Annotated in this window: 21 protein-coding genes and 1 riboswitch; of the genes, 12 read left to right on the top strand and 9 right to left on the bottom strand. The window is 73.0% G+C overall.

Annotated elements, in window-relative coordinates; all coding sequences use genetic code 11:
- The first annotated feature begins 3 nt into the window (after window positions 1-3).
- A riboswitch (cobalamin riboswitch) is annotated at window positions 4-210 on the top strand.
- A gap of 81 nt (window positions 211-291) precedes the next feature.
- From LO763_RS07620 to LO763_RS07600, 5 genes are all read left to right on the top strand, one after another.
- Window positions 292-1665, top strand: coding sequence for a prenyltransferase/squalene oxidase repeat-containing protein (locus LO763_RS07620; protein WP_230601373.1), 1374 nt, complete (start codon window positions 292-294; stop codon window positions 1663-1665).
- Window positions 1666-2018: 353 nt separating this feature from the next.
- Window positions 2019-2672, top strand: coding sequence for a hypothetical protein (locus LO763_RS07615; RefSeq protein WP_230601372.1), 654 nt, complete (start codon window positions 2019-2021; stop codon window positions 2670-2672).
- Window positions 2673-2674: 2 nt separating this feature from the next.
- Entirely contained in the window at window positions 2675-3823 is a 1149-nt protein-coding gene (locus LO763_RS07610) for a CbiQ family ECF transporter T component (protein WP_230601685.1), read from the top strand.
- Window positions 3820-5448 carry an ABC transporter ATP-binding protein gene (locus LO763_RS07605; protein WP_230601371.1) on the top strand — a complete coding sequence of 543 codons (1629 nt, stop codon included), beginning with the start codon at window positions 3820-3822 and terminating at the stop codon, window positions 5446-5448. Before LO763_RS07610 ends, LO763_RS07605 begins: the two co-directional genes overlap by 4 nt.
- Window positions 5432-6232: an ECF transporter S component family protein gene (locus LO763_RS07600; RefSeq protein WP_230601370.1), complete on the top strand. Its 801-nt coding sequence runs from the start codon at window positions 5432-5434 to the stop codon at window positions 6230-6232. Before LO763_RS07605 ends, LO763_RS07600 begins: the two co-directional genes overlap by 17 nt.
- 72 nt (window positions 6233-6304) lie before the next feature.
- Here the strand turns inward: LO763_RS07600 and LO763_RS07595 are convergent, their stop codons facing one another.
- Entirely contained in the window at window positions 6305-6949 is a 645-nt protein-coding gene (locus tag LO763_RS07595; RefSeq protein ID WP_369431945.1) for a formylglycine-generating enzyme family protein, read from the bottom strand.
- 145 nt (window positions 6950-7094) lie between these two features.
- Between LO763_RS07595 and LO763_RS07590 the strand changes: the two genes are divergently transcribed.
- Window positions 7095-7442, top strand: a complete 348-nt coding sequence (locus tag LO763_RS07590) for a DoxX family protein (RefSeq protein WP_230601368.1) — start codon at window positions 7095-7097, stop codon at window positions 7440-7442.
- Between the two features lie 49 nt (window positions 7443-7491).
- Here LO763_RS07590 and LO763_RS07585 read toward each other — a convergent pair whose 3' ends face one another.
- Both LO763_RS07585 and LO763_RS07580 read right to left on the bottom strand, forming a co-directional pair.
- Complete coding sequence (locus tag LO763_RS07585; protein WP_230601367.1) at window positions 7492-7962, bottom strand: carboxymuconolactone decarboxylase family protein; 471 nt, start codon at window positions 7960-7962, stop codon at window positions 7492-7494.
- A 92-nt stretch (window positions 7963-8054) separates the two neighbouring features.
- The gene (locus LO763_RS07580; protein WP_230601366.1) at window positions 8055-8936 is read right to left on the bottom strand and encodes a LysR family transcriptional regulator; all 882 of its coding nucleotides are present in this window, start codon (window positions 8934-8936) and stop codon (window positions 8055-8057) included.
- A gap of 105 nt (window positions 8937-9041) precedes the next feature.
- Between LO763_RS07580 and LO763_RS07575 the strand changes: the two genes are divergently transcribed.
- Complete coding sequence (locus LO763_RS07575) at window positions 9042-9899, top strand: oxidoreductase (protein ID WP_230601365.1); 858 nt, start codon at window positions 9042-9044, stop codon at window positions 9897-9899.
- A gap of 237 nt (window positions 9900-10136) precedes the next feature.
- Here the strand turns inward: LO763_RS07575 and dnaE are convergent, their stop codons facing one another.
- Both dnaE and LO763_RS07565 read right to left on the bottom strand, forming a co-directional pair.
- Window positions 10137-13679: a DNA polymerase III subunit alpha gene (dnaE, locus tag LO763_RS07570; RefSeq protein WP_230601364.1), complete on the bottom strand. Its 3543-nt coding sequence runs from the start codon at window positions 13677-13679 to the stop codon at window positions 10137-10139.
- A 95-nt stretch (window positions 13680-13774) separates the two neighbouring features.
- Window positions 13775-13975, bottom strand: coding sequence for a hypothetical protein (locus LO763_RS07565; RefSeq protein ID WP_230601363.1), 201 nt, complete (start codon window positions 13973-13975; stop codon window positions 13775-13777).
- A 117-nt stretch (window positions 13976-14092) separates the two neighbouring features.
- Here LO763_RS07565 and LO763_RS07560 point away from each other — a divergent pair, with 117 nt between their 5' ends.
- Together LO763_RS07560 and mobA are read left to right on the top strand one after the other, a co-directional pair.
- Window positions 14093-15073, top strand: coding sequence for a DUF4192 domain-containing protein (locus LO763_RS07560; protein ID WP_230601362.1), 981 nt, complete (start codon window positions 14093-14095; stop codon window positions 15071-15073).
- 151 nt (window positions 15074-15224) lie between these two features.
- On the top strand, window positions 15225-15839 hold the full coding sequence (gene mobA / locus LO763_RS07555; RefSeq protein WP_230601361.1) for a molybdenum cofactor guanylyltransferase: 615 nt from the start codon (window positions 15225-15227) through the stop codon (window positions 15837-15839).
- A gap of 340 nt (window positions 15840-16179) precedes the next feature.
- Here mobA and LO763_RS07550 read toward each other — a convergent pair whose 3' ends face one another.
- Together LO763_RS07550 and LO763_RS07545 are read right to left on the bottom strand one after the other, a co-directional pair.
- Window positions 16180-17103 carry a rhomboid family intramembrane serine protease gene (locus LO763_RS07550; RefSeq protein WP_230601360.1) on the bottom strand — a complete coding sequence of 308 codons (924 nt, stop codon included), beginning with the start codon at window positions 17101-17103 and terminating at the stop codon, window positions 16180-16182.
- Window positions 17104-17113: 10 nt separating this feature from the next.
- Window positions 17114-17626 (bottom strand): peptidylprolyl isomerase, encoded by a 513-nt coding sequence (locus LO763_RS07545; RefSeq protein WP_230601359.1) that lies wholly within the window; start codon window positions 17624-17626, stop codon window positions 17114-17116.
- Between the two features lie 116 nt (window positions 17627-17742).
- Between LO763_RS07545 and LO763_RS07540 the strand changes: the two genes are divergently transcribed.
- Window positions 17743-18105: a hypothetical protein gene (locus tag LO763_RS07540; RefSeq protein WP_230601358.1), complete on the top strand. Its 363-nt coding sequence runs from the start codon at window positions 17743-17745 to the stop codon at window positions 18103-18105.
- 382 nt (window positions 18106-18487) lie between these two features.
- Here the strand turns inward: LO763_RS07540 and LO763_RS07535 are convergent, their stop codons facing one another.
- Window positions 18488-19582: an aminotransferase-like domain-containing protein gene (locus tag LO763_RS07535; protein ID WP_230601357.1), complete on the bottom strand. Its 1095-nt coding sequence runs from the start codon at window positions 19580-19582 to the stop codon at window positions 18488-18490.
- 360 nt (window positions 19583-19942) lie between these two features.
- On the opposite strand from LO763_RS07535, the gene LO763_RS07530 reads away from it, so the two are divergent.
- Both LO763_RS07530 and LO763_RS07525 read left to right on the top strand, forming a co-directional pair.
- Window positions 19943-20461, top strand: a complete 519-nt coding sequence (locus LO763_RS07530; RefSeq protein WP_230601356.1) for a YbhB/YbcL family Raf kinase inhibitor-like protein — start codon at window positions 19943-19945, stop codon at window positions 20459-20461.
- Entirely contained in the window at window positions 20454-21611 is a 1158-nt protein-coding gene (locus LO763_RS07525; RefSeq protein ID WP_230601355.1) for a thiolase family protein, read from the top strand. The genes LO763_RS07530 and LO763_RS07525 overlap by 8 nt, the downstream gene beginning before the upstream one ends.
- A gap of 139 nt (window positions 21612-21750) precedes the next feature.
- Here the strand turns inward: LO763_RS07525 and LO763_RS07520 are convergent, their stop codons facing one another.
- Complete coding sequence (locus LO763_RS07520; protein ID WP_230601354.1) at window positions 21751-22011, bottom strand: cell division protein CrgA; 261 nt, start codon at window positions 22009-22011, stop codon at window positions 21751-21753.
- Window positions 22012-22130: the final 119 nt, after the last annotated feature.

The raw sequence follows: 22130 nt of genomic DNA, 5'->3' as shown, positions 1-22130 counted from the left end.
GCCTTGACACCCGGCGGAGCCGACCGCGAGAATGAGCCCAAACTGAACAGGCGCGAGGCGGGGGAAGTCCGGTGAGAGGCCGGCGCTGACCCGCAACGGTAGTCGCGGTTCGACGTTTGCAGTAGACACGGTCGAACGAATGCCGAGCACCCTTCCGAAGCTCGGCCCACCCGCGTGAGCCCGAATACCCGTCTGCGCCGAACCCGTCTTGTCAACGCCTGTCGTGGTCTACAGGCGCTTGCGGCGCCGCCGCCTGCCCGAAGACCCACTCGCTCTAGGAAAGGTCAGGCAATGCGCCACCTGTCCGGTCGACTGCTGGCCGCCGCCGCGGTCGTGCCCGTTTCCATCTCCGTCTTCGCCTCGGCCGCACCGGCCCAGGCCCAATCCGAGTCGTTCGAGGCGCCCGCCCAGGCCGCCGCCGGCTGGCTCGTCGCCCAGTCCGAGGGCCCCTTCTGGTCGGCCGGCGACGTGTCGACCTCCCTGGACGCGGTCATCGCCCTCCAGGCCGCCGGCGTCGGCGGCGACCAGGTCAAGGCCGCGCTCGAGTGGCTCAACGACACCGAGACGCTCACACCGTACGTGTACCCCACGGCCGAGGGCGTGACCGAGCCGGTCCTGAGCGCGGGCGCGGCGGGGAAGACCATGTACGCGGTCGCGACCGCGGGCGGCGACCCGACCGACTTCGCGGGGATCAGGCTCGCCGACGAGGTGGGGTCCGCGCAGGCCGAGAACGGCACGTACGGCGACGGGACGGCGCTGACCACGGCGTGGGCCGTGCTCGGGCTCTCGCGCACCGACGCCCCCGCGGGCGAGGAGGCGGCGGCGGGGTTCGCGGCTATCCAGTGCCCCGACGGCGGTTTCAGCTTCGGCGACGTCGACGGCGGCGAGGACTGCCTCTCCGACCCGGACTCGACGGGCCTGGTCGTCTCGGCGCTGGCGACGCTGCCGGGCGAGGCCGCGGCGGCTTCGCTGGACTCGGCCGTGTCCTGGCTGGAGTCGGCGCAGACCGAGGGCGGCGGTTTCGACAACGGCTTCGGCGAGAACGCGAACTCGACGGCGATGGCCGCGCAGGCCCTCCTGGCGGCGGGGCGGGACGACGCGGCCGAGGGGGCCGTGGCGTTCCTCCTGGAGCTCCAGTTCGACTGCACCGAAGCGGCTCCGGGCGCGTTCATGTACACCGACCCCGAGGACCCCGAGTTCGGCGAGGCGACGCGCCTGCTGGCGACGGCGCAGGCCATGGTCCCCGTAGCGGGCCAGAACCTGGCCGACCTGGACGCCTCGAACATCGCGGCCGAGGTGCCGGGCGACGCCTGCGCGGCGAACGGCGAGGGCGAAGTCGCCGGGACGACCGCGGCCGAGGAGTCCGACGAGGACTCGGCGTCGTGGCTGCCGTGGGCGATCGGCGCGGCGGTGCTCGTGCTGGCCGCGCTCGTCGTCGCGTTCGCGCTGCGGAGCCGCCGCGGCGGCGACCGGGACGGCGCCGTCGTCGGCTCGGCCCCGGCCGCGGGCGCCGAGGCGGACGCCGAATCAAAGAGCACTGCGGCGGACGCCGAATCGAAGAGCACTGCGGCGGACGCCGAATCGGACAACGCTGAGGCGGACGCCGGGCCGAATGCGGAGCCGAAGGGCGACGACGGGTCCGGCGACGACCGGGAACAGCGGTAGCCCCGCGCATGACCCGCGCCGAGCACTTCCCGCGCAGCGCCCGCCCGAACGGCGGGCGCTGCGCGCGCCTCGCGGGGACCGGCGGCCGAACGGGGCGCCGGTCCCCGGACGATGTCGTACCCGGGTGTCACCCTTGCGATCGGGGGCGCTCGACACCGGCACCTCAAGGCTTCCGGGCTGTCCGAAACGCGCGGCGACCGGGTGCGCCGGCGGAGGCGCGGCGCGTCGGTGCCGCGCCTTCCCGCCGCTTCGATGGCCGCGCGCATCCGCGATCGCCGCTCGGACTGCTCCGAGCCGTTCCGCGCACCCCCGCGATCACGGCGGCCCGTGAACCGCGGCCGAGCAGCCGAGCCATGTCGCACCCCCGTGTCACCCTTGCGACTGGGGGCGCTCGGCACCGGCTCCTCAGGGCTTCCGGGCTGCCCGCCGCGATCCGGTCCCGGCGCATCGCCCTGGCCGCCGCGCTCCTGGCGGCCTTCGCCCTCGTCCCGCTGTCCGCCGCTCCGGCCTCGGCCCAGGAGTCCTGCTCCGGCGTCACCGTGGTGGTCGACTTCGGCCCGCTCGCCCCCGAGCCCGCGACCGGGTGCGCCGCCGATCCGGCCGACGGCCTCGACGCGCTCGCCCAGGCGGGCTTCGCGGTCACCGAGGTCGCCGCGATCCGCGGCATGGTCTGCCGGATCGACGAGCTCCCCGAGACCGACTGCGGCGGCGCGCCGCCCGCCGACGAGTACTGGTCGTACTGGCACGCCGAGACCGGCGACGCCGAGTGGACCTACTCGCCCGTCGGCGGCGCCTACGCCTCCCCCGGCGCGGGCGACGTCGAAGGCTGGGTCTTCGGCGACGGCGCCTCGCCGCCCGCGATCGCCCCCGCCGACGCGGCCGCCCCCGCCGCCGACGCGAACGCCGACGACGGTTCCGGCGGCTCCCTCACCTGGCTCGCCGCCGTCGCGGTCCTCGCCGTCATCGCCGGGCTCGTCGTCTGGCGCCGCCGCGGCCGGCGCGCGTGACCATGCCTCCCGCCGCGCCGAGCGAAGCCCCGCGGGTCCTCCCGCGCCGCGCGCCCGTCCGGGCCGCGGTCCACCCCGCCGCCTGGTGGGGCTGGGCGCTCCTGCTCGCCACCGCGGCCGGGCGCACCGCGAACCCGTGGCTGCTGCTCCTCGTGGCCGCCGTCGCCGGCCTGGTCGTGACCTGGTGCCGCGGCGACGAGCCGTGGTCGGGGGCCTACCGGGTCTTCCTGTTCATCGGGCTCAGCGCGGTCGCGGTCCGCATGGCCTTCTATGTCGTCTTCGGCGGGTCCGACGGCCCCACGGTGCTGTTCACGCTCCCGTCGGTGACGCTCCCGGACTGGGCGGCGGGATTCCGGCTCGGCGGGGCCGTCACCGCCGAGGGCGCCCTGGCGGCCGCCTACGACGGCCTGCGCCTGGCGACGCTGCTGGTCTGCGTCGGCGCCGCGAACGCGCTCGCGAGCCCGCGGCGCCTCCTGCGGTCGGTCCCGGCCGCCCTGTACGAGGTGAGCGTCGCGGTCGTCGTCGCGCTGTCGGTGGCGCCGCAGCTGGTCGAGAGCGTCGGCCGGGTCCGCAGGGCCCGGGCCCTGCGCGGCAACACGGGCCGCAGTCCCGCGAACCTCATGCGCACCGTCGTCGCGCCGGTCCTGCACGACGCGCTCGACCGGTCGCTCGCGCTCGCCGCCGCGATGGCCTCGCGCGGGTACGGCCGCGCCGCGGGCGTCCCGGCCCCGGCCCGCCGCGCCACCGGCGCGTCCCTCCTCATCGGGCTCCTGGGGTTGTGCGCGGGCGCGTACGCGCTGCTCGGCACCGCGACACCGGCCCCGCTGGCCTGGTCGCTGCTCGCGGTGGGCGCCGCCGCGGCGGTCTTCGGGATCGCGTTCGCCTCGAAGCGGGTCCCGCACACCCGCTACCGGCCCGACCGCTTCCGGGCCCTGGACTGGGCGGTGCTCGCCTCGGGGGCGGCGGCGACGGCCGGGACCGTCCTCTCGGGCGTCCTCGAGCCCGCCGCGCTGTGGCCCGCGACGAACCCGCTCGGCGTCCCTGAGCTGCCGCTGTGGGCGGCGGCCGGGATCGTCCTCGCCGCCGCCCCCGCGCTCCTCGCCCCGTCAGGCCCCTCGCCAACACCACTGCCGCCGAAGGGAACACCATGAGCAGCGGGATCGCCTTCGAGCACGTCTCCTTCGCCTACGCGGGCGCGAACGTCCTCGACGACGTGTCGTTCGACCTTCCCGAAGGCGAGTTCTGCCTGCTCGTGGGCCCCACGGGCGCGGGCAAGTCGACGCTGCTGAAGATGGTCAACGGGCTCGTCCCGCACTTCACCGGCGGGACCATGAGCGGCCGGGTGCGCGTCGCCGGACGCGAGGTCCGCGGCGCCGCCCCCGCCGACCTGGCCGACGTCGTCGGCTACGTCGGGCAGGACCCGCTGGCGGGCTTCGTGACCGACGAGGTCGAGCTCGAGCTCGCCTACACCGCCGAGCAGCTCGGGGTCGATCCGGCGGCGATGCGCAAGCGCGTCACCGAGATCGTGGACCTCCTCGGGCTCGCCGACGTGCGCGGGCGCGCGCTCGCCCGGCTCTCCTCGGGGCAGCGGCAGCGGGTCGCGATCGGCGCGGCCCTGGTCGCCGGGCCCGCGGCGCTGGTGCTCGACGAGCCGACCTCGGCGCTCGACCCGACCGCCGCCGACGAGGTGTTGTCGGCGCTCCACCGCCTCGTCCACGACCTCGGCGTCACGGTGCTCCTGGCCGAGCACCGGCTCGAGCGCGTCGCCCAGTACGCCGACTCGGCGCTGCTCCTGAACGGCGGCAGGGCGGTGTGGGGGCCGGTCGCGGAGGTCCTCGCGGCCTCCCCGGTCGCCCCGCCGGTGGTCGAGCTGGGCCGCCTCGCCGGGTGGCCGGGCCCGCCCGTGACCATCCGCGAGGCCCGCAGGCACGCCGCGGGGCTGCGGGACCGGCTCGCCGGGCTGGAGCCGGCGGCCCCCGTCGAGGCCGCCGGGCCGCCGCTGCTGGAGGCCCGCGGCGTCACCGTCGACCACCCAGGGGTGCGCGCCGTCGACGGCGTCGACCTCGCGGCCGGGCGCGGCGAGCGCATCGCCCTCATGGGCCGCAACGGTTCGGGCAAGTCGAGCCTGCTGTGGGCGCTCCAGGGCACCGGGCGGCGCTCGGGCGGGCGGGTCGCGATCGGCGGGACCGACCCCGCGTCGCTCAAGCCGGGCGAGCGGCGCCGGCTCGCCGGGCTGGTCCCGGCCGAGCCCGCCGACCTGCTGTACGCGGAGACGTGGGAGGCCGAGTGCGAGGGCGCGGACGAGGACGGGGGCGCGCCGCGCGGCACCTGCGCGAAGATCCTCGCCGACCTGGTGGACGGGCTCGGCGCCGGGACGCATCCGCGGGACCTGTCCGAGGGGCAGCGCCTCGCGCTCGCGCTGGCCGTGACCCTCACGGCCGCGCCGCCGCTGCTGCTGCTCGACGAGCCGACGCGGGGCCTGGACCACCCGGGCAAGGCCGCGCTCGCCGCGCGCCTCGCCGCGCTGGCGGCGGCCGGGCACGCCGTGGTCGTGTCGACCCACGACGTCGAGTTCTGCGCCGAGTTCGCGAGCCGGGTCGTGATCCTCTCCGACGGGGCGGTGGTGGCGGACGGCCCGGCCCGGCAGATCGTGGCGGCGTCGCCGATGTTCGCCCCGCAGGTCGCGAAGGTCCTGCCGGGGCGGCTCACCGTGGGCGAGGTCGCCGCGGCGCTCGAACGCGAAGCGGACGGGACCGGCGATGCCGCGGGAGGTTGAGGCGGTGCGGCCGCGGCCGCCGGTGCGGTGGCGGGCGGCGCTCGCGCTGGCGCTGGCGGCGGGGTTCGGGCTGGTCGCCATGGCGTGGCCGCTGCTGGCGGCGCCGGGCGGGGCGCTCACCGAGACCACGTCGGGCCCTTGGCTGTTCGCGCTGCTGCTGCCGCTGGTGACGGCGTCGGTGCTGGTCCAGCTCGCGGACGGCGGCCTGGACGCGCGGGCGGTGGCGATGCTCGGCGTCATGTCGGCGGTGGTCGCGGCGGTGCGCCCGTTCGGGGCGGGCGCGGCCGGGGTGGAGACGGTGTTCTTCCTGATCGTCTTGGCGGGCAGGGTGTTCGGGGCGGGGTTCGGGTTCCTCCTGGGCTGCACGGGGCTGTTCGCGTCGGCGCTGCTCACGGGCGGGGTGGGCCCGTGGATGCCGTACCAGATGTTCGCGGCGGCGTTCGTGGGCCTGGGCGCGGGCCTGCTGCCGCGCACGGGGGGCTCCCGGGCGGGCCGCGCCGCCGAGCTGGCGCTGCTGGCGGCCTACGGCGCGGTGTCGTCCCTGGCGTACGGGCTGCTGCTGAACCTGTCGTTCTGGCCGTTCGCGATCACGCAGGGGAACCTGTCGTACGTCCCGGGCGGGGGCGTGGAGGAGAACCTGTCGCGGCTGCTGGCGTACACGCTCGCCACCTCGCTGGGCTGGGACGTCGGGCGGGCGGCGACCACGGTGGCGCTGGTGCTGCTGACCGGGCCGCTGCTGCTGCGGGTGCTGCGGCGGGCGGCGCGGCGCGCGAACTGGGCCTGAGGCCGCTCACTCCTCGAGGGTGGCGACGACGTCCCGGAGCCCGGCGGCGATCACCTCGGGGCCGGCCCGCGCTCACGCGTTGCGCGCCAGCCGGAACCCGAGGTCGTCGATCGCCAGGGACGGCATGGTGCGGCGGCGCACCCCGGCCCGGCACGACCAGTGCTCGTCGAACCAGCCGCCGCCCTTGATGACCCGGTAGTCCCGGTAGACCTCGGCGTCGTAGACGTCCCAGCACCACTCCCAGACGTTGCCGATCATGTCGTGCAGGCCCCAGGCGTTCGGGAGCCTCCCGCCGCCGCGGTGGGGGCGCTCCCCGGAGTTGCCGCGGTGCCAGGCGATCGCGTCGAGGTCGCCGTAGCGAGGGCCGGTCGTCCCGGCTCGGCACGCGTACTCCCACTCGGCCTCGGTGGGGAGCCGGTAGCCGTCGGCGGCCCGGTCCCACACGACCGCGTCGCCGTCGTCCGTCTCGGGAAGGCCGTAGGCGGGGCGCAGGCCCTCCAGTTCGGAGACCCGGTTGCAGTGGCGGACGGCGTCGAACCAGGAGAGGTCCACCGCCGGCAGCAGCTCGTCGCCGTCCGCGGCGGCCCCGGCGGCCTCGGCGACGGCGCGGCGCGTGACCTGCAAGGCGGACAGCCGGAACGGCGCGACCTCGACGGTCCAGCTCCGTTCGGTGCGCCGGTCGGTGAGCGTCGCGCTCCCGGCCTCGATCGCCCGCATCGTCTCCATGACCGCATCCTAGGCGGGGCCGCCCCGACCGGAGCCCCGTGACTGCGGACACGTTCGCGGTCCGGCCGTCACACTCCCGGCGGCCCGCGGTTCAACCGGATGTCAGCCTCACCGCGAAACGAACCGGAGCACTCCCATGGCCCTCGCCCACATCATCGTCACCGTCGCCGCCGCGCTCTGGGTGGGCTTCTCGGCCTACTCGATCCTGACCAGGGCCGCGTTCGTGGTCGAACCGCTCACCGAGTACGGCGTGCCGCGGTCGTGGTGGCCCTGGCTCGGCGCCGCGAAGGCGGCCGGGGCCCTGGGCCTCCTGGTCGGCCTGTTCGTCCCGGTCGTCGGCGTGGCCGCCGCGATCGGCGTCGTCCTCTACTTCACCGGCGCGGTCGTCACGGTCCTGCGGGCCCGCTCGTACAAGACCGTGGCCTACCCGGTCATGTACCTGGTCCCGGCCGCCGCCGCGCTCGTCCTCGGCGTCCTCGCCTGAGACCGCGGCCGAGGGGCCCGCGCCGGGCGCGGGCCCCTCGGTCACGCCGCTACCGGCTCCACTGCTCGGCGAAGGAGACGCCGACCTTGGGGTTGCCGATGAGGGCCAGCGGGATGAAGAACCCGATCTGCCCGAGGACCCCGATGAGCGCCACGATCTCCTGGTCGCTGAAGTGCTTCCCGGCCTCGTCGAACAGCTCGTCGCTGACACGCTCGCCGCTCGGGTTCGGGGTGTGGACGGCCTCGGCCAGCGCGAGCGCGGCCTTCTCGGCGTCGGTGAAGTACGGCGAGGTCCGCCAGGTGGCGACGGCGCCGAGCCGCTCGGGGGTGTCCTCGGCGTCGCCGAGCTGGCGGGCGGTGAAGTAGCTGGAGCCGAGGATCTGGCCGACGCGCAGCTGCACGAGGGTCACGAGCGTCTTGGGGAGGACGCCCTCGGCGTTCACCTTGTTGACGGCCGCGGCGATCTCGTTGACGACGGGCAGGTGCCGACCGGGGTTCTCGATGCGGGGGTAGGTGCTCATGGCGGTGTTCCCTTCGATTGGTGCTTCACCGTCATGACGGGCCCCGCGCCACGGGTGTGACCGCCCCGGACCGGCATCGGCTGCGTCCTCGGTCACAGGTCGGCGAGTTCTTGGACGACCTCGGCGAAGCCGCGCACCAGCGGCGTCTCGGCGTCGAGGGGCCAGGCGAGGACCACGCGCAGCGGCTCGACGTCGTGCATCGGCACCCACACCAGGTCGGGCCGGGCGTAGTAGGCGGCCATGCTCTGCGGGGCGAAGCACACGGCGGCGCCCTCGGCGACCTGTTCGAGCATCTCCTCGACGTTGCCGTTCTCGGGCCCCCACCGCGGTTCGGACCCGTCGGGGCGGGGGTTGACGGCCCACCAGTCGACCCATGCGCGCGGCGCCGCGGTCGTCCACATGAGCGGCTCCTCGTTGGTGTCGAGGACGCTGACGCTCGGCCGGTCCGCGAGGCGGTGCCCGACGGGGAGGCCGACGACGCGCGGCTCGGTGTGGACCGGGACGCTGCGGCACCCGTCGAGGTCGGCCGGGAGCCACACGAACGCGACGTCGACCCGGCCCTCGCGCACGGCGGCGGCCTCGCCGCCCCAGTCGAACCGCTTGGGCTCCACGCGGACGCGCGGGTGCCGGCGGGAGAACTCGGCGCGGGCCCGCCGCGTCAGGTCCCCGGCGCCGCTGGCCTCGAAGCCGACGCGCAGCACCCCGTCCTCGCTGCGGCGGTGCCGCTCGGCGACCGCCCGGACCCGGTCGGCGGCCGCGACCGCCTCCCGGGCGGCGCGCAGGACCTCCCGCCCGGCCTCGGTCGCGGCGACCCCGGCCGGGATGCGGTCGAACAGGCGCACCCCCAGTTCGGACTCGAGGCGCCCCAGCGCGTACGAGAGCGCCGGCTGGCTCACGTACAGGGCCTTCGCGGCCCTGCCGAGGTTCCCGTGCTCGCCGATCGCCGCCAGGTACCGGAGCTGCCGCAGTTCCATGCAGCGATCATAAGTCGCGTTTATGGCGCGGTCGAAGAACGGTATTGGACGGCCCCGCGGCGCCCGGGGGATAAAGGAGCGGACACCACTGCTGAAGGGAACACCATGAGCGACAACCCCGTTCGCACCGCCCAGGGCCGCGTCTGGCTCGTCACCGGCGCCTCCTCGGGCTTCGGCCGCGCCGTCGCCGAGGCCGCGCTGGAGGCGGGCGACACCGTGATCGCGACGGCCCGCAGGCCCGAGGCCCTGGAGGACCTGGCCGCCGCCCACCCGGGCCGGGCGGTCCCGGTGGCCCTGGACGTCACCGACCCCGACCGGGCGGGCGCGGTCGTGGCCGAGGCCGTGCTCTGGTACGGCCGCATCGACGTCCTGGTCAACAATGCCGGGCGCGGCCATGTCGGCGCGGTCGAGGAGTCGACCGACGCCGAACTGCGGTCCCTGATGGACCTGCACTTCTTCGGCCCGGCCGCGCTGGTCCGGGCGGTCCTGCCGCACATGCGGGCCCGAGGGTCGGGCGCGATCGTGCAGATCAGCAGCATGGGCGGGCGCATGTCCTTCCCGGGCGTGGGCGCCTACTCGGCGAGCAAGCACGCCTTGGAGGGGCTGAGCGCGGCGCTCGCCGCGGAGGTCCGGCCGCACGGCGTGGACGTGCTCGTGGTCGAACCGGGCGCGTTCCGCACCGGCCTGAACGGGACCGGCCACTCCCAGTCGGCGCCGGTCCCCGGATACGAGGACACGGTGGGGCCGTTCAGGACCGCGTTCCCCGACTCGGACGGGACCCAGCCGGGCGACCCGGCGAAGGCGGCCACGGCGATCCTCGAGGCGCTCGCGGCCGAGGAGGTGCCGCTGCGCCTGGTGCTCGGCGCCGACGCGGCGGACGCGATCGGCGCGGAGCTCGCGGCGCAGCAGGCCGAGTTCACCGCGTGGGAGCCGGTCGCGCGGGGCACCGACTTCGACGCGTGACGGTGGTACGGCGGCAATGCCGTCATACCCCCGTCGCGGCCGGGCGGCATCGGCGCCCGTGAGCAGCGGACCCGGAGGCGGCCGTCAGGGCGCGCAGCGCGGCCGAGGCCCGCACGGGCGGGGCAGTCCAGGCGGGGCAGTCCAGACGCAGCGGATCCGGCGGCCGGATCCGCTGCGGGGAGGCGAAACCGGGCCCGGCCGCTGTACAGCGGCCGGGCCCGGTGCCGGTGCGGGCGCCTATCCGATGAGGGCGCCGGCCCCCAGCAGCGCCTTCAGGTCGGCCGACAGCTCGATGGAGGGCCGCACCCGCCACGCGTCGCCCAACGCCAGCAGCGTCGTCTTGGGCCCGTTGCCGAGCTGGACGCGCACCTGCGCCTCGCCGCGGTGGGTCCTGAACGTGTCGGAGAGCTTCTCGATGAGCGCCGGGTTGACCGACGCGGCCCGCAGCGCGAGGGTGATCGGCGCCGAGTTCGCCTCCGGCCCGCTGGAGGTGTCGAGGACGGCGAGGTCCTGGGCGATGAGCTGGGCGGTGCCGTCGCGCCGGTCGAGCTTGCCCTTGACGCAGCACACGAGGTCGTCGGCGAGCGACTCCGACACCAGCTCGTACGTGTTGGGGAAGAACCGGACCTCGATGGACCCGGCCAGGTCCTCCAGTGTGGCCGACGCCCACAGCTTGCCCTGCTTGGTGACCCGCTTGGCGACGTTCTGGAGGATCCCGGCGACGCGCACGTTCGCGCCGTCGGGCAGCTCCTCGCCGTGCAGGGCCGCGACGGGCCGGTCCGCGTTCGACGACAGGAGCCGCTCGAAGCCGTTGAGCGGGTGGTCGGAGACGTACAGGCCGAGCATCTCGCGTTCGAACGCGAGCTTGTCGCGCCGCTCCCACTCGTCGTCGCCGATGGTCAGGTCCACCCCGAGCGTCTCGCTCGTATCGGCCATCATCCCGCCGAACAGGTCGAACTGGCCGCGGGCCTCCTCCTTCTTGATGGACACCATCGCGTCGATGGCCTTCTCGTGCACCTCGGCGAGGCTGCGCCGCGCGTGCCCGAGGGAGTCGAACGCGCCCGCCTTGATGAGCGACTCGACGGTGCGCTTGTTGCACACCGGCGCCGGCACCTTCTGGAGGAAGTCCTTGAAGTCGGTGTAGGCGCCCTTCTCCTCGCGCGCCTCGATGATCCCGGCGACCACGTTCGCGCCGACGTTGCGGACCGCGCCCATGCCGTAGCGGATGTCCTTGCCGACCGGGTGGAACACGTGCCGCGATTCGTTGACGTCCGGCGGCATGACGGTGATGCCCATGCGGCGGCACTCCGACAGGTACACCGCGGCCTTGTCCTTCGAGTCGCCCACCGAGGTGAGCAGCGCCGCCATGTACTCGGCGGGGTAGTTCGCCTTCAGGTAGGCCGTCCAGTACCCGACGAGGGCGTAGCCGGCGGCGTGCGACTTGTTGAACGCGTACCCGGCGAACGGGAGCATGATGTCCCACAGGGTCTTGATGGACTCCTTGGAGAACCCGTTCGACTGCATGCCCGCTTCGAACGACGCGAACTGCTTCTCCAGGACGTCGAGCTTCTTCTTGCCCATGGCCTTGCGGAGCATGTCGGCCTGGCCCATCGTGAAACCGGCGAGCTTCTGCGCGATGCGCATGATCTGCTCCTGGTAGACGATGAGGCCGTACGTCTCGGAGAGGATCTCCTCCAGGGCCTCCGCGAGCTCGGGGTGCAGCGGCACGACGTCCTGGCGCTTGTTCTTGCGGTCGGCGTAGTTGTTGTGCGAGTTCGCGGCCATCGGGCCCGGCCGGTACAGGGCGTTCACGGCGATGATGTCGTTGAACTCGGTGGGCTGCATGCGCTTGAGGAGCTCGCGCATGGCCCCGCCGTCGAGCTGGAACACGCCGAGGCTGTCGCCGCGGGAGAGCAGCTCGTACGTCTTCGCGTCGTCGGTGGCGAGCGTGTCCAGGTCGAGGTCGATGCCTCTGTTGAGCTTGATCGCCTCGATCGCGTCACCGATGACGGTGAGGTTCCGCAGCCCCAGGAAGTCCATCTTCAGCAGGCCGATGTCCTCGCAGGACGGGTAGTCCCAGCCGGTGATGATCGACCCGTCGGGCCTGGCCCACATGGGGATGCAGTCCACCAGCGGCTGCGAGGAGAGGATGACCGCGCAGGCGTGGACGCCCGCGTTCCGGATCAGGCCCTCCAGGCCGAGCGCGGTGTCGAAGATCTGGCGGACCTCGCCGTCGTTCTCGATCAGGCCCCGGACCTCGCCCGCCTCCTTGAAGCGCGGGTGCTCGGGGTCCATGATCCCCGACAGGGGGATGTCGGTGGCCGCGACCGGCGGCGGCAGCGCCTTGGTGATGCGCTCGGCGATCGAGAAGCCGGGCTGGCCGTGGTGGACGCGCGCGGCGTCCTTGATCGCGGCCTTGGTCTTGATGGTGCCGAACGTGATGACCTGGGCGACGAACTCCTTGCCGTACTTCTCGGTCGCGTACGTGATCATCTCGCCGCGGCGGCGGTCGTCGAAGTCGATGTCGATGTCGGGCATCGAGACGCGCTCAGGGTTGAGGAACCGCTCGAACAGCAGGCCGTGCTCGAGCGGGTCGATGTTCGTGATCTTCATGGCGTACGCGACCAGGGAGCCCGCGGCCGAGCCGCGGCCGGGGCCGACGTAGATCCCCACGGACCGGGCGTGGGAGATGAGGTCGGCGACGACCAGGAAGTACGAGGGGTACCCGGCGTTGATGATGACGTTCAGCTCGAGCTCGGCCCGCTCGAGGTACTCGGCCGGGACGTCCCGGCCCGGGAACCGCTCCTTGAGGCCGGCCGCGACCTGCTCGCGCAGCCACGTGCCCTGGTCGTGGCCCTCGGGGACCTCGATGACCGGCATCCGGTCCTGGACGGCGAAGATCTCGTCGTACGACTCGACCATCTCGGCGACGAGCAGCGTGTTCGCGCAGCCCTCCTGCCACAGGTCGTCGCTCTTGATGCCGTACATCTGCTCGGCCGAGCGCAGGAAGTAGCCCTCCCCGTCGAACTTGAACCGCTTCGGGTCGTCCAGGGTCGTGCCCGACTGGACGCACAGCAGCGCCGCGTGCGTGGACTTCTGGTCCTCGGTCACGAAGTGGGAGTCGTTGGTGACCAGCGGCGGGATGCCCATCTTCCGGCCCAGCTCGTACAGCTCGTCCTTGACGCGCATGTCGATCTGGTTGTCGTGGTCCATGATCTCCAGGAAGAAGTTCTCCGGCCCGAAGATGTCGCGGTAGTCCGAGGCGGCCTGGTAGGCCTCCTTCGTCTGCCCCAGGCGGAACCGGGTCTGGACCTCGCCGGAGGGGCAGCCGGTGGTGGCGACGATCCCCTCCGCGTGCTGGGCGATGAGCTCGCGGTCCATGCGGGGCTTGTAGTAGTAGCCCTCGAACGAGGCGGTGCTGGAGAGCTTGAACAGGTTCCGCAGGCCCGTGGAGTTCTTGGCGACCATCGTCATGTGGGTGTAGGAGCCGCCGCCGGAGAGGTCGTCGCCGCGCTGGCTCGGCTCGCCCCAGAAGACGGGCTTCTTGTGGAACCGGTCCTGCGGCGCGATGTACGCCTCGATGCCGATGATCGGCTTGATCCCGGTCTTCTTCGACTCCTGGTAGAACGCGTACCCGCCGTACATGTTCCCGTGGTCGGTCATCGCGATCGCGGGCTGCCCGAGCCGCTCCGCCTCGGCGAACAGGGGTTTGAGCTTCGCGGCCCCGTCCAGCATCGAATATTCGGTGTGCACGTGCAGGTGGACGTACTGATTCGACACGCTTTACTCCCGCTGACCTGTGGTTTTGTTCCCGGGCGAGCCCGGCGCGGGCCCGCGCGACACGGGCGCGGGCGGCCGGGTCCAGACTTTCAAGACTAGTCCCCCGGGCCCGGCGGCCGCGCCGACTCCGCACCCGCGATGCCGTCCGTCTCGCCCCCCGCGGCGGCCTCGCCGAACACCGCGGCGGTCGCCTCGTCGAGCGGGAAGAACAGCTCCACGGCCGACTCGGAGACGTCGCGCGGCGCGCCGCCTCGCGGCCGCGTGAAGAAGGTGGGGTCGCCGGAAGGCGTCCGCACCGAAACCCATTACCACAACGGACATTCGGCACCCGATAATCCACAGGCCCGATTCGGTTATCCACAGGCCAAAAAATAATTCTTGCGGGTAATGGGCATGTCACGGACAGTTGACGTATGAACATGACACAAGCAAGAATCCGCATCAACGGGCCCGTAGACCTCATCACCACCACTCCGCTGCTCCTGGGTTTCCATCCGGAGCACAGCCTCGTGACGGTGGGCCTCCTCCGCGGCGAACTCCAGTGCACGTTCCGCGTCGACCTTCCCGGCTCGGCCGACCACATGGAGCACCTGGTGGACCTCACGGCCCAGCTCAGCAACAGCGAATGCGACGAGTGCGTGATCATCGCCTACGGCGACAAGGAGGTCGGGGAAGCGGCGATCGAACGCGCGGCGGCGCGCCTCGACGCCGCGGGGATCACGCCGATCGACCGGCTGCGCGTGGCGGCGGGCCGCTGGTTCAGCCTCACCTGCGACGAGCCCTGCTGCCCGCCCGAGGGCCTGCCGGTCCCCGAGACCACGGCGGCGTCCTGCGAGGTCGCGGTCGCGGGCGGGTACGCGCTGACCGACCGGTCCGCGGTCGCCGACCAGCTGACCCCGGCCCCGATCGGCAAACGGGCGGCGGTGGCCTCGGCGGTGGTCGAGATCCTCACCGCCGAAGCGGACATGGACTGGGCGTCGCAGCGCTCGCGCGACCTCCACGCGATCGACCACTGGATGAGCGCGGGCGCGCTGCCGGGAACGGGCGACATCGCCGCGGTGGGCCTGGCGCTCGGTGATCTGGACATCCGGGACTACGCCTTGCGGCGCATCAACTCCGGCCAGTTCGAGGGCAACCGGGTCGATCTGTGGATCTGGGTGGCCAGGCACATGGAGGAGGACCTGGTGGCCCCGGCCGCCGCGGTGGCGGGCTTCGCCGCCTACCGCTTCGGCAACGGCGTGCTCGCGCTCGAGGCGCTGGAGCTGGCGCTGCGGGTGAGTCCGCACTACCGCTTGGCGCAGATGCTCATGGCGGCGCTGCAGGCGGGCATCCCGCCGGGCGCGCTGTCGCGGATCGGCTACGGAGACCGGGAGGCCTCGGAGGTCAACGGCTGAGCCCCGCCCGCCGAATACCCGCCGCGAGCAAAGAACACCGATGAAGCCGAAGGGAAAGGAGCGAGATGACCAGCCGGAGAACCAGGGGACGAGATGCGGCCGGTCGCGCAGCGGCACCCCGTGATCGCGGAGTGATCGCTAGTCTGGGGGCATGGCTGACCTACCGAGCAGTTACGCCGCGATCTTCTTGGTCGGCGGCAGGGCCCGACGGTTCGCCGGGTGCGCGAAGAGCGAGTTGGTCGTCGAGAACGAGACGATCCTGGAGCGGATACTGTCCGCCGCCGGGGACGCGGCGGCGCGGGTGGTCGTGGGCGCGCGGCCCGCCGACGCGAAGCCCCTGCCGGCGGGGGTGCTCCAGGTGCTGGAGGATCCGCCGCGCTCGGGCCCGGCCAGGTCGGTCGCGGCGGGTCTGGCGATCGTGCCGGACGAGTGCGAGCGGGTGGCGATCCTGGGCGGCGACCTGCCGTTCCTCTCCGCGGAGGCGCTGGAGCTGCTGCGCGGCAAGGCCGATGCCGCGGGTGCGGAGGCCGGCGCGGTCTTCTGCGACGATGCGGGGCGCCGGCAGTGGTTGTGCGGCCTGTGGCCGACGGCCCTGATCCGCCGCAACGCGGCAGGGGTCGAGCCGGGGGCGCCGGCGAGGCGCCTGTTCACCGGGATCGAGGTCGAGACGGTCCACTGGGACGCGGCGGGTCCGCCCCCGTGGTTCGACTGCGACACTCCGGCCGATCTCGAACAGGCCCGCACCTGGGCCGCCGACATGAAATAGCGGCACCGGCGAAGGCCGGTCCGCAAGGACGGTCAACGCCGACCGCCGGCCAGTCGCCGAGGCGACGGCCCTCACGACGATGCACACCGACAACAACCGGGCGGGCGCGGGGTGGGTGGGGCGGGGGGGGAGGGGGAGGCCCCCAACGAGGCTCCAAAAACGAAAACCGCAGCATCCCAAGCGCCAACAAGTCCGGCACCGAGCACCGAGCGAATCCTCCCGGCCTCCGGATGTCAAGCCCTGGACACCGGGCGGCCCGAGCGGAAGCCGCTCGGGCCGATGGCCGCCGCGAGCGGCGGGCGGAATCGATGCGTCCGGGCCGCCTGGCGGCGGCCCGGGCCTAGACGACGTCGTACCGGTTGTCGATCGCCCCGGTCTGGAAGAACGTGATCGCCGCCAGCACCACCAGGAACACGGCGAAGCCGACCCAGTGGATCGAGCGCCGCTCGCGCGGCGTGAAGGTGAGGATCGCACCGCAGATCAGGCCGCCGATGAGGCCGCCGACGTGTCCGGCGAGGCTGAACCCCGAGATGATCGTCAGCACCAGGTTCAACCCCAGCAGCACGTAGATGCCCTGGTTGTCGCGCCGGAGCTTCCGGTTCACCATGATCAGCAGGCCGAACAGGCCGTAGACGGCGCCGGAGGCGCCGGCCGTCCAGACCTCGGGCGAGAACAGGTACACCGCGACCGAACCCGCCAGGCCCGACAGCATGTACACGGTGAGGAACCTCGCCGGGCCGAGGTCGCGCTCGAGGACGCGGCCGAGCATCCACAGCACCACCATGTTGAACAGCAGGTGGATGAGGCCGTAGTGCAGGAACATGGCCGTGACCATGCGGTAGTACCCGCCCGCGGCGATCATCGGAGCCACGATCTCGATGCCGAACAGGTCCACCCGCACACTCGAGTAGCCCGGGAGGTAACCGATCTCGGCACCGAGGGCGTGCATGGGGGTCAGCACCGACGACATCAGGGCGTCGATGCTGCCGCCCGAGATGATGGCCAGCGCGAACACCGCGATGTTCGCGCCGATGAGCACCTTGGTGACCGTGCCGGCCGCGCCCGCCCGGGCCCCGCCGCCGAACGAGGAGCGCGGTCGGCGCATCGTCCGGCGGCCTTCGGCCACGCAGTCGGGGCATTGGAACCCGACGGGTGCGTCGATGCGGCAGTCGGCGCAGATCGGTTTGTCGCAGCGGACGCAGCGCAGATAGGTCTGGCGGTTCCGGTGGCGATAGCAGACCGGGGCCGACTGCTCTTCGCTCATCGAGGCGTCGTTACTTCTCGATGACGACGGACTTGATGACGATCTCGTTGACCGGGCGGTCCATCGGGCCGGTCGCGGTCTTGCCGATGCGGTCGACGACGGACTTGGAGTCCTCGTCGGCGACCTTGCCGAAGATGGTGTGCTTGAAGTTCAGGTGCGGGGTCGGGCCCAGGGTGATGAAGAACTGGGAGCCGTTGGTGCCGGGTCCGGCGTTGGCCATGGCGAGGAGGTAGGGCTCGCCGAAGTGGAGGTCGGGGTGGAACTCGTCGGCGAACTTGTAGCCGGGGCCGCCGCGGCCGGTGCCGGTGGGGTCGCCGCCCTGGATCATGAAGCCGCCGATGACCCGGTGGAAGATGACGCCGTCGTAGTACGGGCCGGAGCCGGGGGCGCCGGTCTCGGGGTCGGTGTACTCCTTGGTGCCCTCGGCCAGACCCACGAAGTTCGCCACCGTCTTGGGCGCGTGGTTGTCGAGCAGTTCGATCGTGATGTCGCCGGCATTGGTCTTCAGCGTCGCCTTCGTCATGGCGTCAATGGTGCCAGACGGCTGAGGTTAGTCCAACTTTCTCCCCCGTTTCCCTCGACCGGTGTCACGGGTCGGTGCACGATGATGGGGACAGGCACCTAGAGGAGGCATTCACGATGGGCTTCAGCCGACATTCCACGACTCCCGCCCGGGAGGCCGCGGACCATTTCACGCAGGGTGTGACCTCGCTCAAGCATGCGGGGGCCGTGGCCGCGCGCGGTACGCGGGACGCCGCGGCGCCGCGGGTCAACGTCGTCCTGGCCAAGGTCGGGCTCAAGAAGCCCCCGGCGCGCAAGTGGCCGTGGGTGGCGGGGGCGATCGGGGCGGGGCTCGCGCTGGGCGGGGCGGCGTTCTACATGTGGTACCGGCAGCGCACCGAGTCGATCGGTGAGGCGCTCTTGGCGGACGAGCTGCTCGACGACCCGGGGATCGAGGACCGGGCGCTCTCTGAGGAGCTGGTCGACAGCGTCTCGCGGTAGGGGCCCGCTCCTTCGGCGAAGTGGATATCGGGTCTCCGGTCGGCGTCCGCGCCGTCCGGGGCCGGCAGTACGGCCTGGCGGTGCGATCGCACGTCAGGTCGTTTGCGCATCGGGGGTCCGCGCGTGGCGCGGGCCCCTGTGATCGTGGGTAACGCGACGCCGGACCGGTGCCTCGCCTCGGGGGGAGTGGGCGAGTTCACCGATCCGGCGTTCATGGGGGCGGGATAACGACCTGTCCGCGGCGGTGCCGCGGTCACGGAACGATTCTCGCGTCCCATGCGGGTTCTGGGAAGGGCGCCGCGGTGGCGGTTATACGCCATGTCGCATAACCGCCATCCGATGTCGACGTTCCGTTCCCCGGTGGTGACGGATTGTGGATCGTTCAGGCGCGGGTGGCCTCGACGGCCCTGGCGAGGCGGCGCACGCCTTCGTCGATCCGGTCGGCCTTGACGGCGGAGTAGGCCAGGCGCAGGCAGGATTCGCCGCCTTCGAGCACGAAGTCGGTGCCCTTGACGACCTGGACGCCTTCTTCGGCGGCGGCCGGGGCGACCTTCGCGCAGTCGACGCCCTCGCCGAGGTCGACCCACAGGAAGTAGCCGCCGTCGGGGACGACGAACTCGCTGCCGGGCAGGTGGGCGCGCAGGGAGGCGGCGAGCTGGTCGACGCGCTCCTCGAGCGCGGCCTTCACCGTGGCGATGGACCGGTCGAGCGCCCCGGAGGCCGCGAACTGGTGGATCGTGGCCTGGGCGAACATGTTCGGCGCGATGTAGGTGTTGGTGGCGGCGGCGGCGATGGTCTTGATGAGGTCGGCGGGGCCGACGAGGTAGCCGGTGCGCAGGCCGGGGCAGACGGTCTTGGAGAACGAGCAGGCGTAGACCACGCGGTCGTCGTCGTCCTGCGCGAGCATGGTCGGGTGCTGCTCGCCGCGGAAGCGGATGTCGTAGTACGGGTCGTCTTCGAAGATCGTGAAGTCGTACTCGCCGGCGAGCTGGAGCAGCCGGGTGCGCTTCTCGCCGGAGAGGGACACGCCCGCCGGGTTCTGGAAGTTCGGGATGATGTGGGCGAGGGTCGGCCGCACGCCGCTCTTGAGGAGGGCTTCGAGTTCGTCGACGTCGAGGCCGTCGGCCTGGACGCGGACGGGGTGCAGTTCGCCGCGGCGGTTGCGCAGGCCCAGGAGGGTCCGGTCGTAGGTGGGGCGTTCGACGATCACGGGCGAGTCGGGCTTGACGAGCTCGTCGAAGAGGAACGCGTCGGCCTGCATCGAGCCGTTGGTGATGAGCACGTTCTCGGTCTGGACGCCGTGCTTGGCGGCGATCCACTCGCGCAGCGGGCCGTAGCCCACGGAGGTGCCGTAGCCGGTGACCCCGGCCGGATCGGCGTCGAGGGCCGCGACGGCGGCGGCCTTGAGGCCTTCGGTGTCGACGATGTCGAGCGACGGGGCGCCCCGGGAGAAAGAGATGACGTCGGTGTTCGGCATGACACCAGCGTAAGCGGCCCGGGGAGCGGGCGTCGAGCGGTATGAGCGCGGTGTCGGCCGCGCCGATCCGGCGGCACTGCGGGTGAGGGGCGGTCACGTGCCGGCACGGTGCGGCGGCCGGTCCCGGCTGTGTTCGCCGGCGGGGTGCGCGGGGCCTCGGGGCGGTGCGCGTCCGCGATCCTGGCCGCCGCCGGGGCGGGCGCCGCGATACGGTGCACGGGTGGGCTTCCGGGCCCGCGATGAGTTCTTGAGGTTCTGTAGCACATGCGGTCCCGCAAGCGGAGAGCCGCCGCGTCCGCCCTGAGGACGGGCGGCGGCCGCGCCCCGCGCGCCGCCGGCGGGCCCTGAAGGAGGAGGACGATGACGTCGCTCGACCGCACGAGGGCCCCGTGGCCTTACGATTTCCTTCCCCCGCTGCCGTCGTTCACGGTGGCCTCGGACGATGTCGCCGACGGCGCGGCGCTGGACCCGGCCCAGGTCGCCGGGCAGGACGTGTCCCCGCACCTGACCTGGTCGGGGTTTCCCGACGAGACGGCGGCGTTCGCGGTGACCTGCTTCGACCCCGACGCGCCGACCGGTTCGGGCTGGTGGCATTGGATGCTGCTGAACCTGGACGCGTCGGTGACCGAGCTGGCGACCGGGGCGGCCGACGCCCCGCCGGGCGGTGCCGTGCAGCTGCGCAACGACTCCGGTTCGGTCGGGTTCGCGGGCGCCGCGCCGCCGCCGGGGGATCCCGACCACCGCTACCTGTTCGCCGTCCACGCGCTGCGGGAGCCGGTGGCGGTCGATCCGGCGTCGTCGATGGCGTTGGGGGCGTTCCATCTGACGTTCAACGCGATCGCGCGGGCGGTCATCGCGCCGGTGTACCGCAATGACTGAGGCGGTGGTGCTCGCCGCGGCCCGGACGCCGCTGGGGCGCCGCGGCGGGGTGCTCGCGGGCGTCCACGCCGTGGATCTGGCCGCGCATGCGATGAACGCGGCGCTGCTGCGGTCGGGGATCGGTCCCGACGCGGTCGACGACGTGGTGCTCGGCTGCGTCTCGCAGGTCGGGGAGCAGTCCTGGAACGTGGCGCGCAACGCGGTGCTGGCCGCGGGCTGGCCCGAGGCGATCCCGGGGACCACGGTGGACCGGCAGTGCGGGTCGGGTCAGCAGGCGGTCGCGTTCGCGGCCGCGGCGGTCCTGGCGGGGCACGCCGATGTGATCGTGGCGGGCGGGGTGGAGTCGATGACGCGCGTCCCGATGGGGTCGAGCGTCGGTGCGGGCGCGGGGGAGCCGTACGGTCCGGCGGTGCGGCTGCGGTACGCGGCGAGCGTCGACGCGGAGGCGGCGGTGCCGTTCAACCAGGGTGTGGCCGCGGAGCTGGTGGCGGGTCGGTACGGGATCGGCCGGGAGGCGATGGACGCGTTCTCGCTGGCGAGCCATGAGAAGGCGGCGGCGGCGAGTGACGAGGGCCTGTTCGCGGCCGAGATCGCGCCGGTCGCGGGGGCCTCGGTCGACGAGGGGATCCGGCGGGACACGAGCATCGGGAAGCTGGCCGGGTTGCGGCCGGCGTTCACGGCGGAGGGGGCGGTGACGGCCGGGTCGTCGTCGCAGATCTCGGACGGGGCCGCGGCGCTGGTGGTCACGACGGACGAGCACGCGAAGCGGCTGGGCGTGCAGCCGCTGGCGCGGATCGCGGGCGCGTGCGCGGTCGGGTCGGATCCGGTGCTCATGCTGGACGGGCCGATTCCGGCGACGGCGAGGATCCTGCGGCGCACGGGGCTCGATCTGGACGAGATCGACGTGTTCGAGGTGAACGAGGCGTTCGCGGCGATCCCGCTGGCGTGGCTGGCCGAGACGGGCGCGGACGAGGACCGGCTCAACCCGCGGGGCGGGGCGATCGCGCTGGGGCATCCGCTGGGCGCGTCGGGGGCGCGGCTGGCCGCGACGATGCTGCACTACATGCGCGACACCGGGTCGCGGCGCGGCCTGCAGGTGATGTGCGAGGGCGGCGGGATGGCGAACGCGACGGTCTTCGAGCTCCTGTGAACCGAGAAAGCGGATGAATCAGGAAATATCCTGATAAATCCGCCCTTAGGGACCCCTGGTGTGAAGGATACGCCGGGGGTCCGACATTTTTGCTTCGCGCAGGGAGACGCGAGGGGTTCTCAGGTGCGGGGGAGCCGGGTCAGCGCCACTTCGAGAGGACGAGGAGGGCGGCGACCATGCAGGAGAAGCCGACGGCCAGGTTCCAGTAGCCCCAGGCGGCGACCGGGTAGGCCATGCCCGAGAGGTAGAACAGGGTCAGCCAGCCGATGCCGATCACGATGAGGGCGACGGCGGTGATGGGCACCCATGTCGGGCTCGGCTCGTAACTCTCGCCCGAGGTCGAGCTCGCGCCCGTGGAGCTCGAGTAGACCTTCTTCTTGCGCACGCGTGACTTCGGCATCGACGACTCTCCAACTGAGGGACATGTCCGGCTTCCAGGGTACCGTCCGCCGGTGACGCGCCGTCCGCGCGGCATCGCGTAGCTCACACTCCGCGGGTGAGCTGCTGGAGCGCTCCCCT

It is taken from the genome of Glycomyces amatae, assembly GCF_020991375.1.
GTDB classification, from domain to species: Bacteria; Actinomycetota; Actinomycetes; order Mycobacteriales; family Micromonosporaceae; genus Glycomyces; species Glycomyces amatae.
This window is presented reverse-complemented; position numbering and strand designations above follow the sequence as displayed.

Bases quoted from the DNA above. Each gene is read 5' to 3' on its own strand.
- LO763_RS07620 (WP_230601373.1), top strand. From the start codon at position 292: ATGCGCCACCTGTCCGGTCGACTGCTGGCCGCCGCCGCGGTCGTGCCC.
- LO763_RS07615 (WP_230601372.1), top strand. From the start codon at position 2,019: ATGTCGCACCCCCGTGTCACCCTTGCGACTGGGGGCGCTCGGCACCGG.
- LO763_RS07610 (WP_230601685.1), top strand. From the start codon at position 2,675: ATGCCTCCCGCCGCGCCGAGCGAAGCCCCGCGGGTCCTCCCGCGCCGC.
- LO763_RS07605 (WP_230601371.1), top strand. From the start codon at position 3,820: ATGAGCAGCGGGATCGCCTTCGAGCACGTCTCCTTCGCCTACGCGGGC.
- LO763_RS07600 (WP_230601370.1), top strand. From the start codon at position 5,432: ATGCCGCGGGAGGTTGAGGCGGTGCGGCCGCGGCCGCCGGTGCGGTGG.
- LO763_RS07595 (WP_369431945.1), bottom strand. From the start codon at position 6,949: ATGCGGGCGATCGAGGCCGGGAGCGCGACGCTCACCGACCGGCGCACC.
- LO763_RS07590 (WP_230601368.1), top strand. From the start codon at position 7,095: ATGGCCCTCGCCCACATCATCGTCACCGTCGCCGCCGCGCTCTGGGTG.
- LO763_RS07585 (WP_230601367.1), bottom strand. From the start codon at position 7,962: ATGAGCACCTACCCCCGCATCGAGAACCCCGGTCGGCACCTGCCCGTC.
- LO763_RS07580 (WP_230601366.1), bottom strand. From the start codon at position 8,936: ATGGAACTGCGGCAGCTCCGGTACCTGGCGGCGATCGGCGAGCACGGG.
- LO763_RS07575 (WP_230601365.1), top strand. From the start codon at position 9,042: ATGAGCGACAACCCCGTTCGCACCGCCCAGGGCCGCGTCTGGCTCGTC.
- LO763_RS07560 (WP_230601362.1), top strand. From the start codon at position 14,093: ATGAACATGACACAAGCAAGAATCCGCATCAACGGGCCCGTAGACCTC.
- mobA (WP_230601361.1), top strand. From the start codon at position 15,225: ATGGCTGACCTACCGAGCAGTTACGCCGCGATCTTCTTGGTCGGCGGC.
- LO763_RS07550 (WP_230601360.1), bottom strand. From the start codon at position 17,103: ATGAGCGAAGAGCAGTCGGCCCCGGTCTGCTATCGCCACCGGAACCGC.
- LO763_RS07545 (WP_230601359.1), bottom strand. From the start codon at position 17,626: ATGACGAAGGCGACGCTGAAGACCAATGCCGGCGACATCACGATCGAA.
- LO763_RS07540 (WP_230601358.1), top strand. From the start codon at position 17,743: ATGGGCTTCAGCCGACATTCCACGACTCCCGCCCGGGAGGCCGCGGAC.
- LO763_RS07535 (WP_230601357.1), bottom strand. From the start codon at position 19,582: ATGCCGAACACCGACGTCATCTCTTTCTCCCGGGGCGCCCCGTCGCTC.
- LO763_RS07530 (WP_230601356.1), top strand. From the start codon at position 19,943: ATGACGTCGCTCGACCGCACGAGGGCCCCGTGGCCTTACGATTTCCTT.
- LO763_RS07525 (WP_230601355.1), top strand. From the start codon at position 20,454: ATGACTGAGGCGGTGGTGCTCGCCGCGGCCCGGACGCCGCTGGGGCGC.
- LO763_RS07520 (WP_230601354.1), bottom strand. From the start codon at position 22,011: ATGCCGAAGTCACGCGTGCGCAAGAAGAAGGTCTACTCGAGCTCCACG.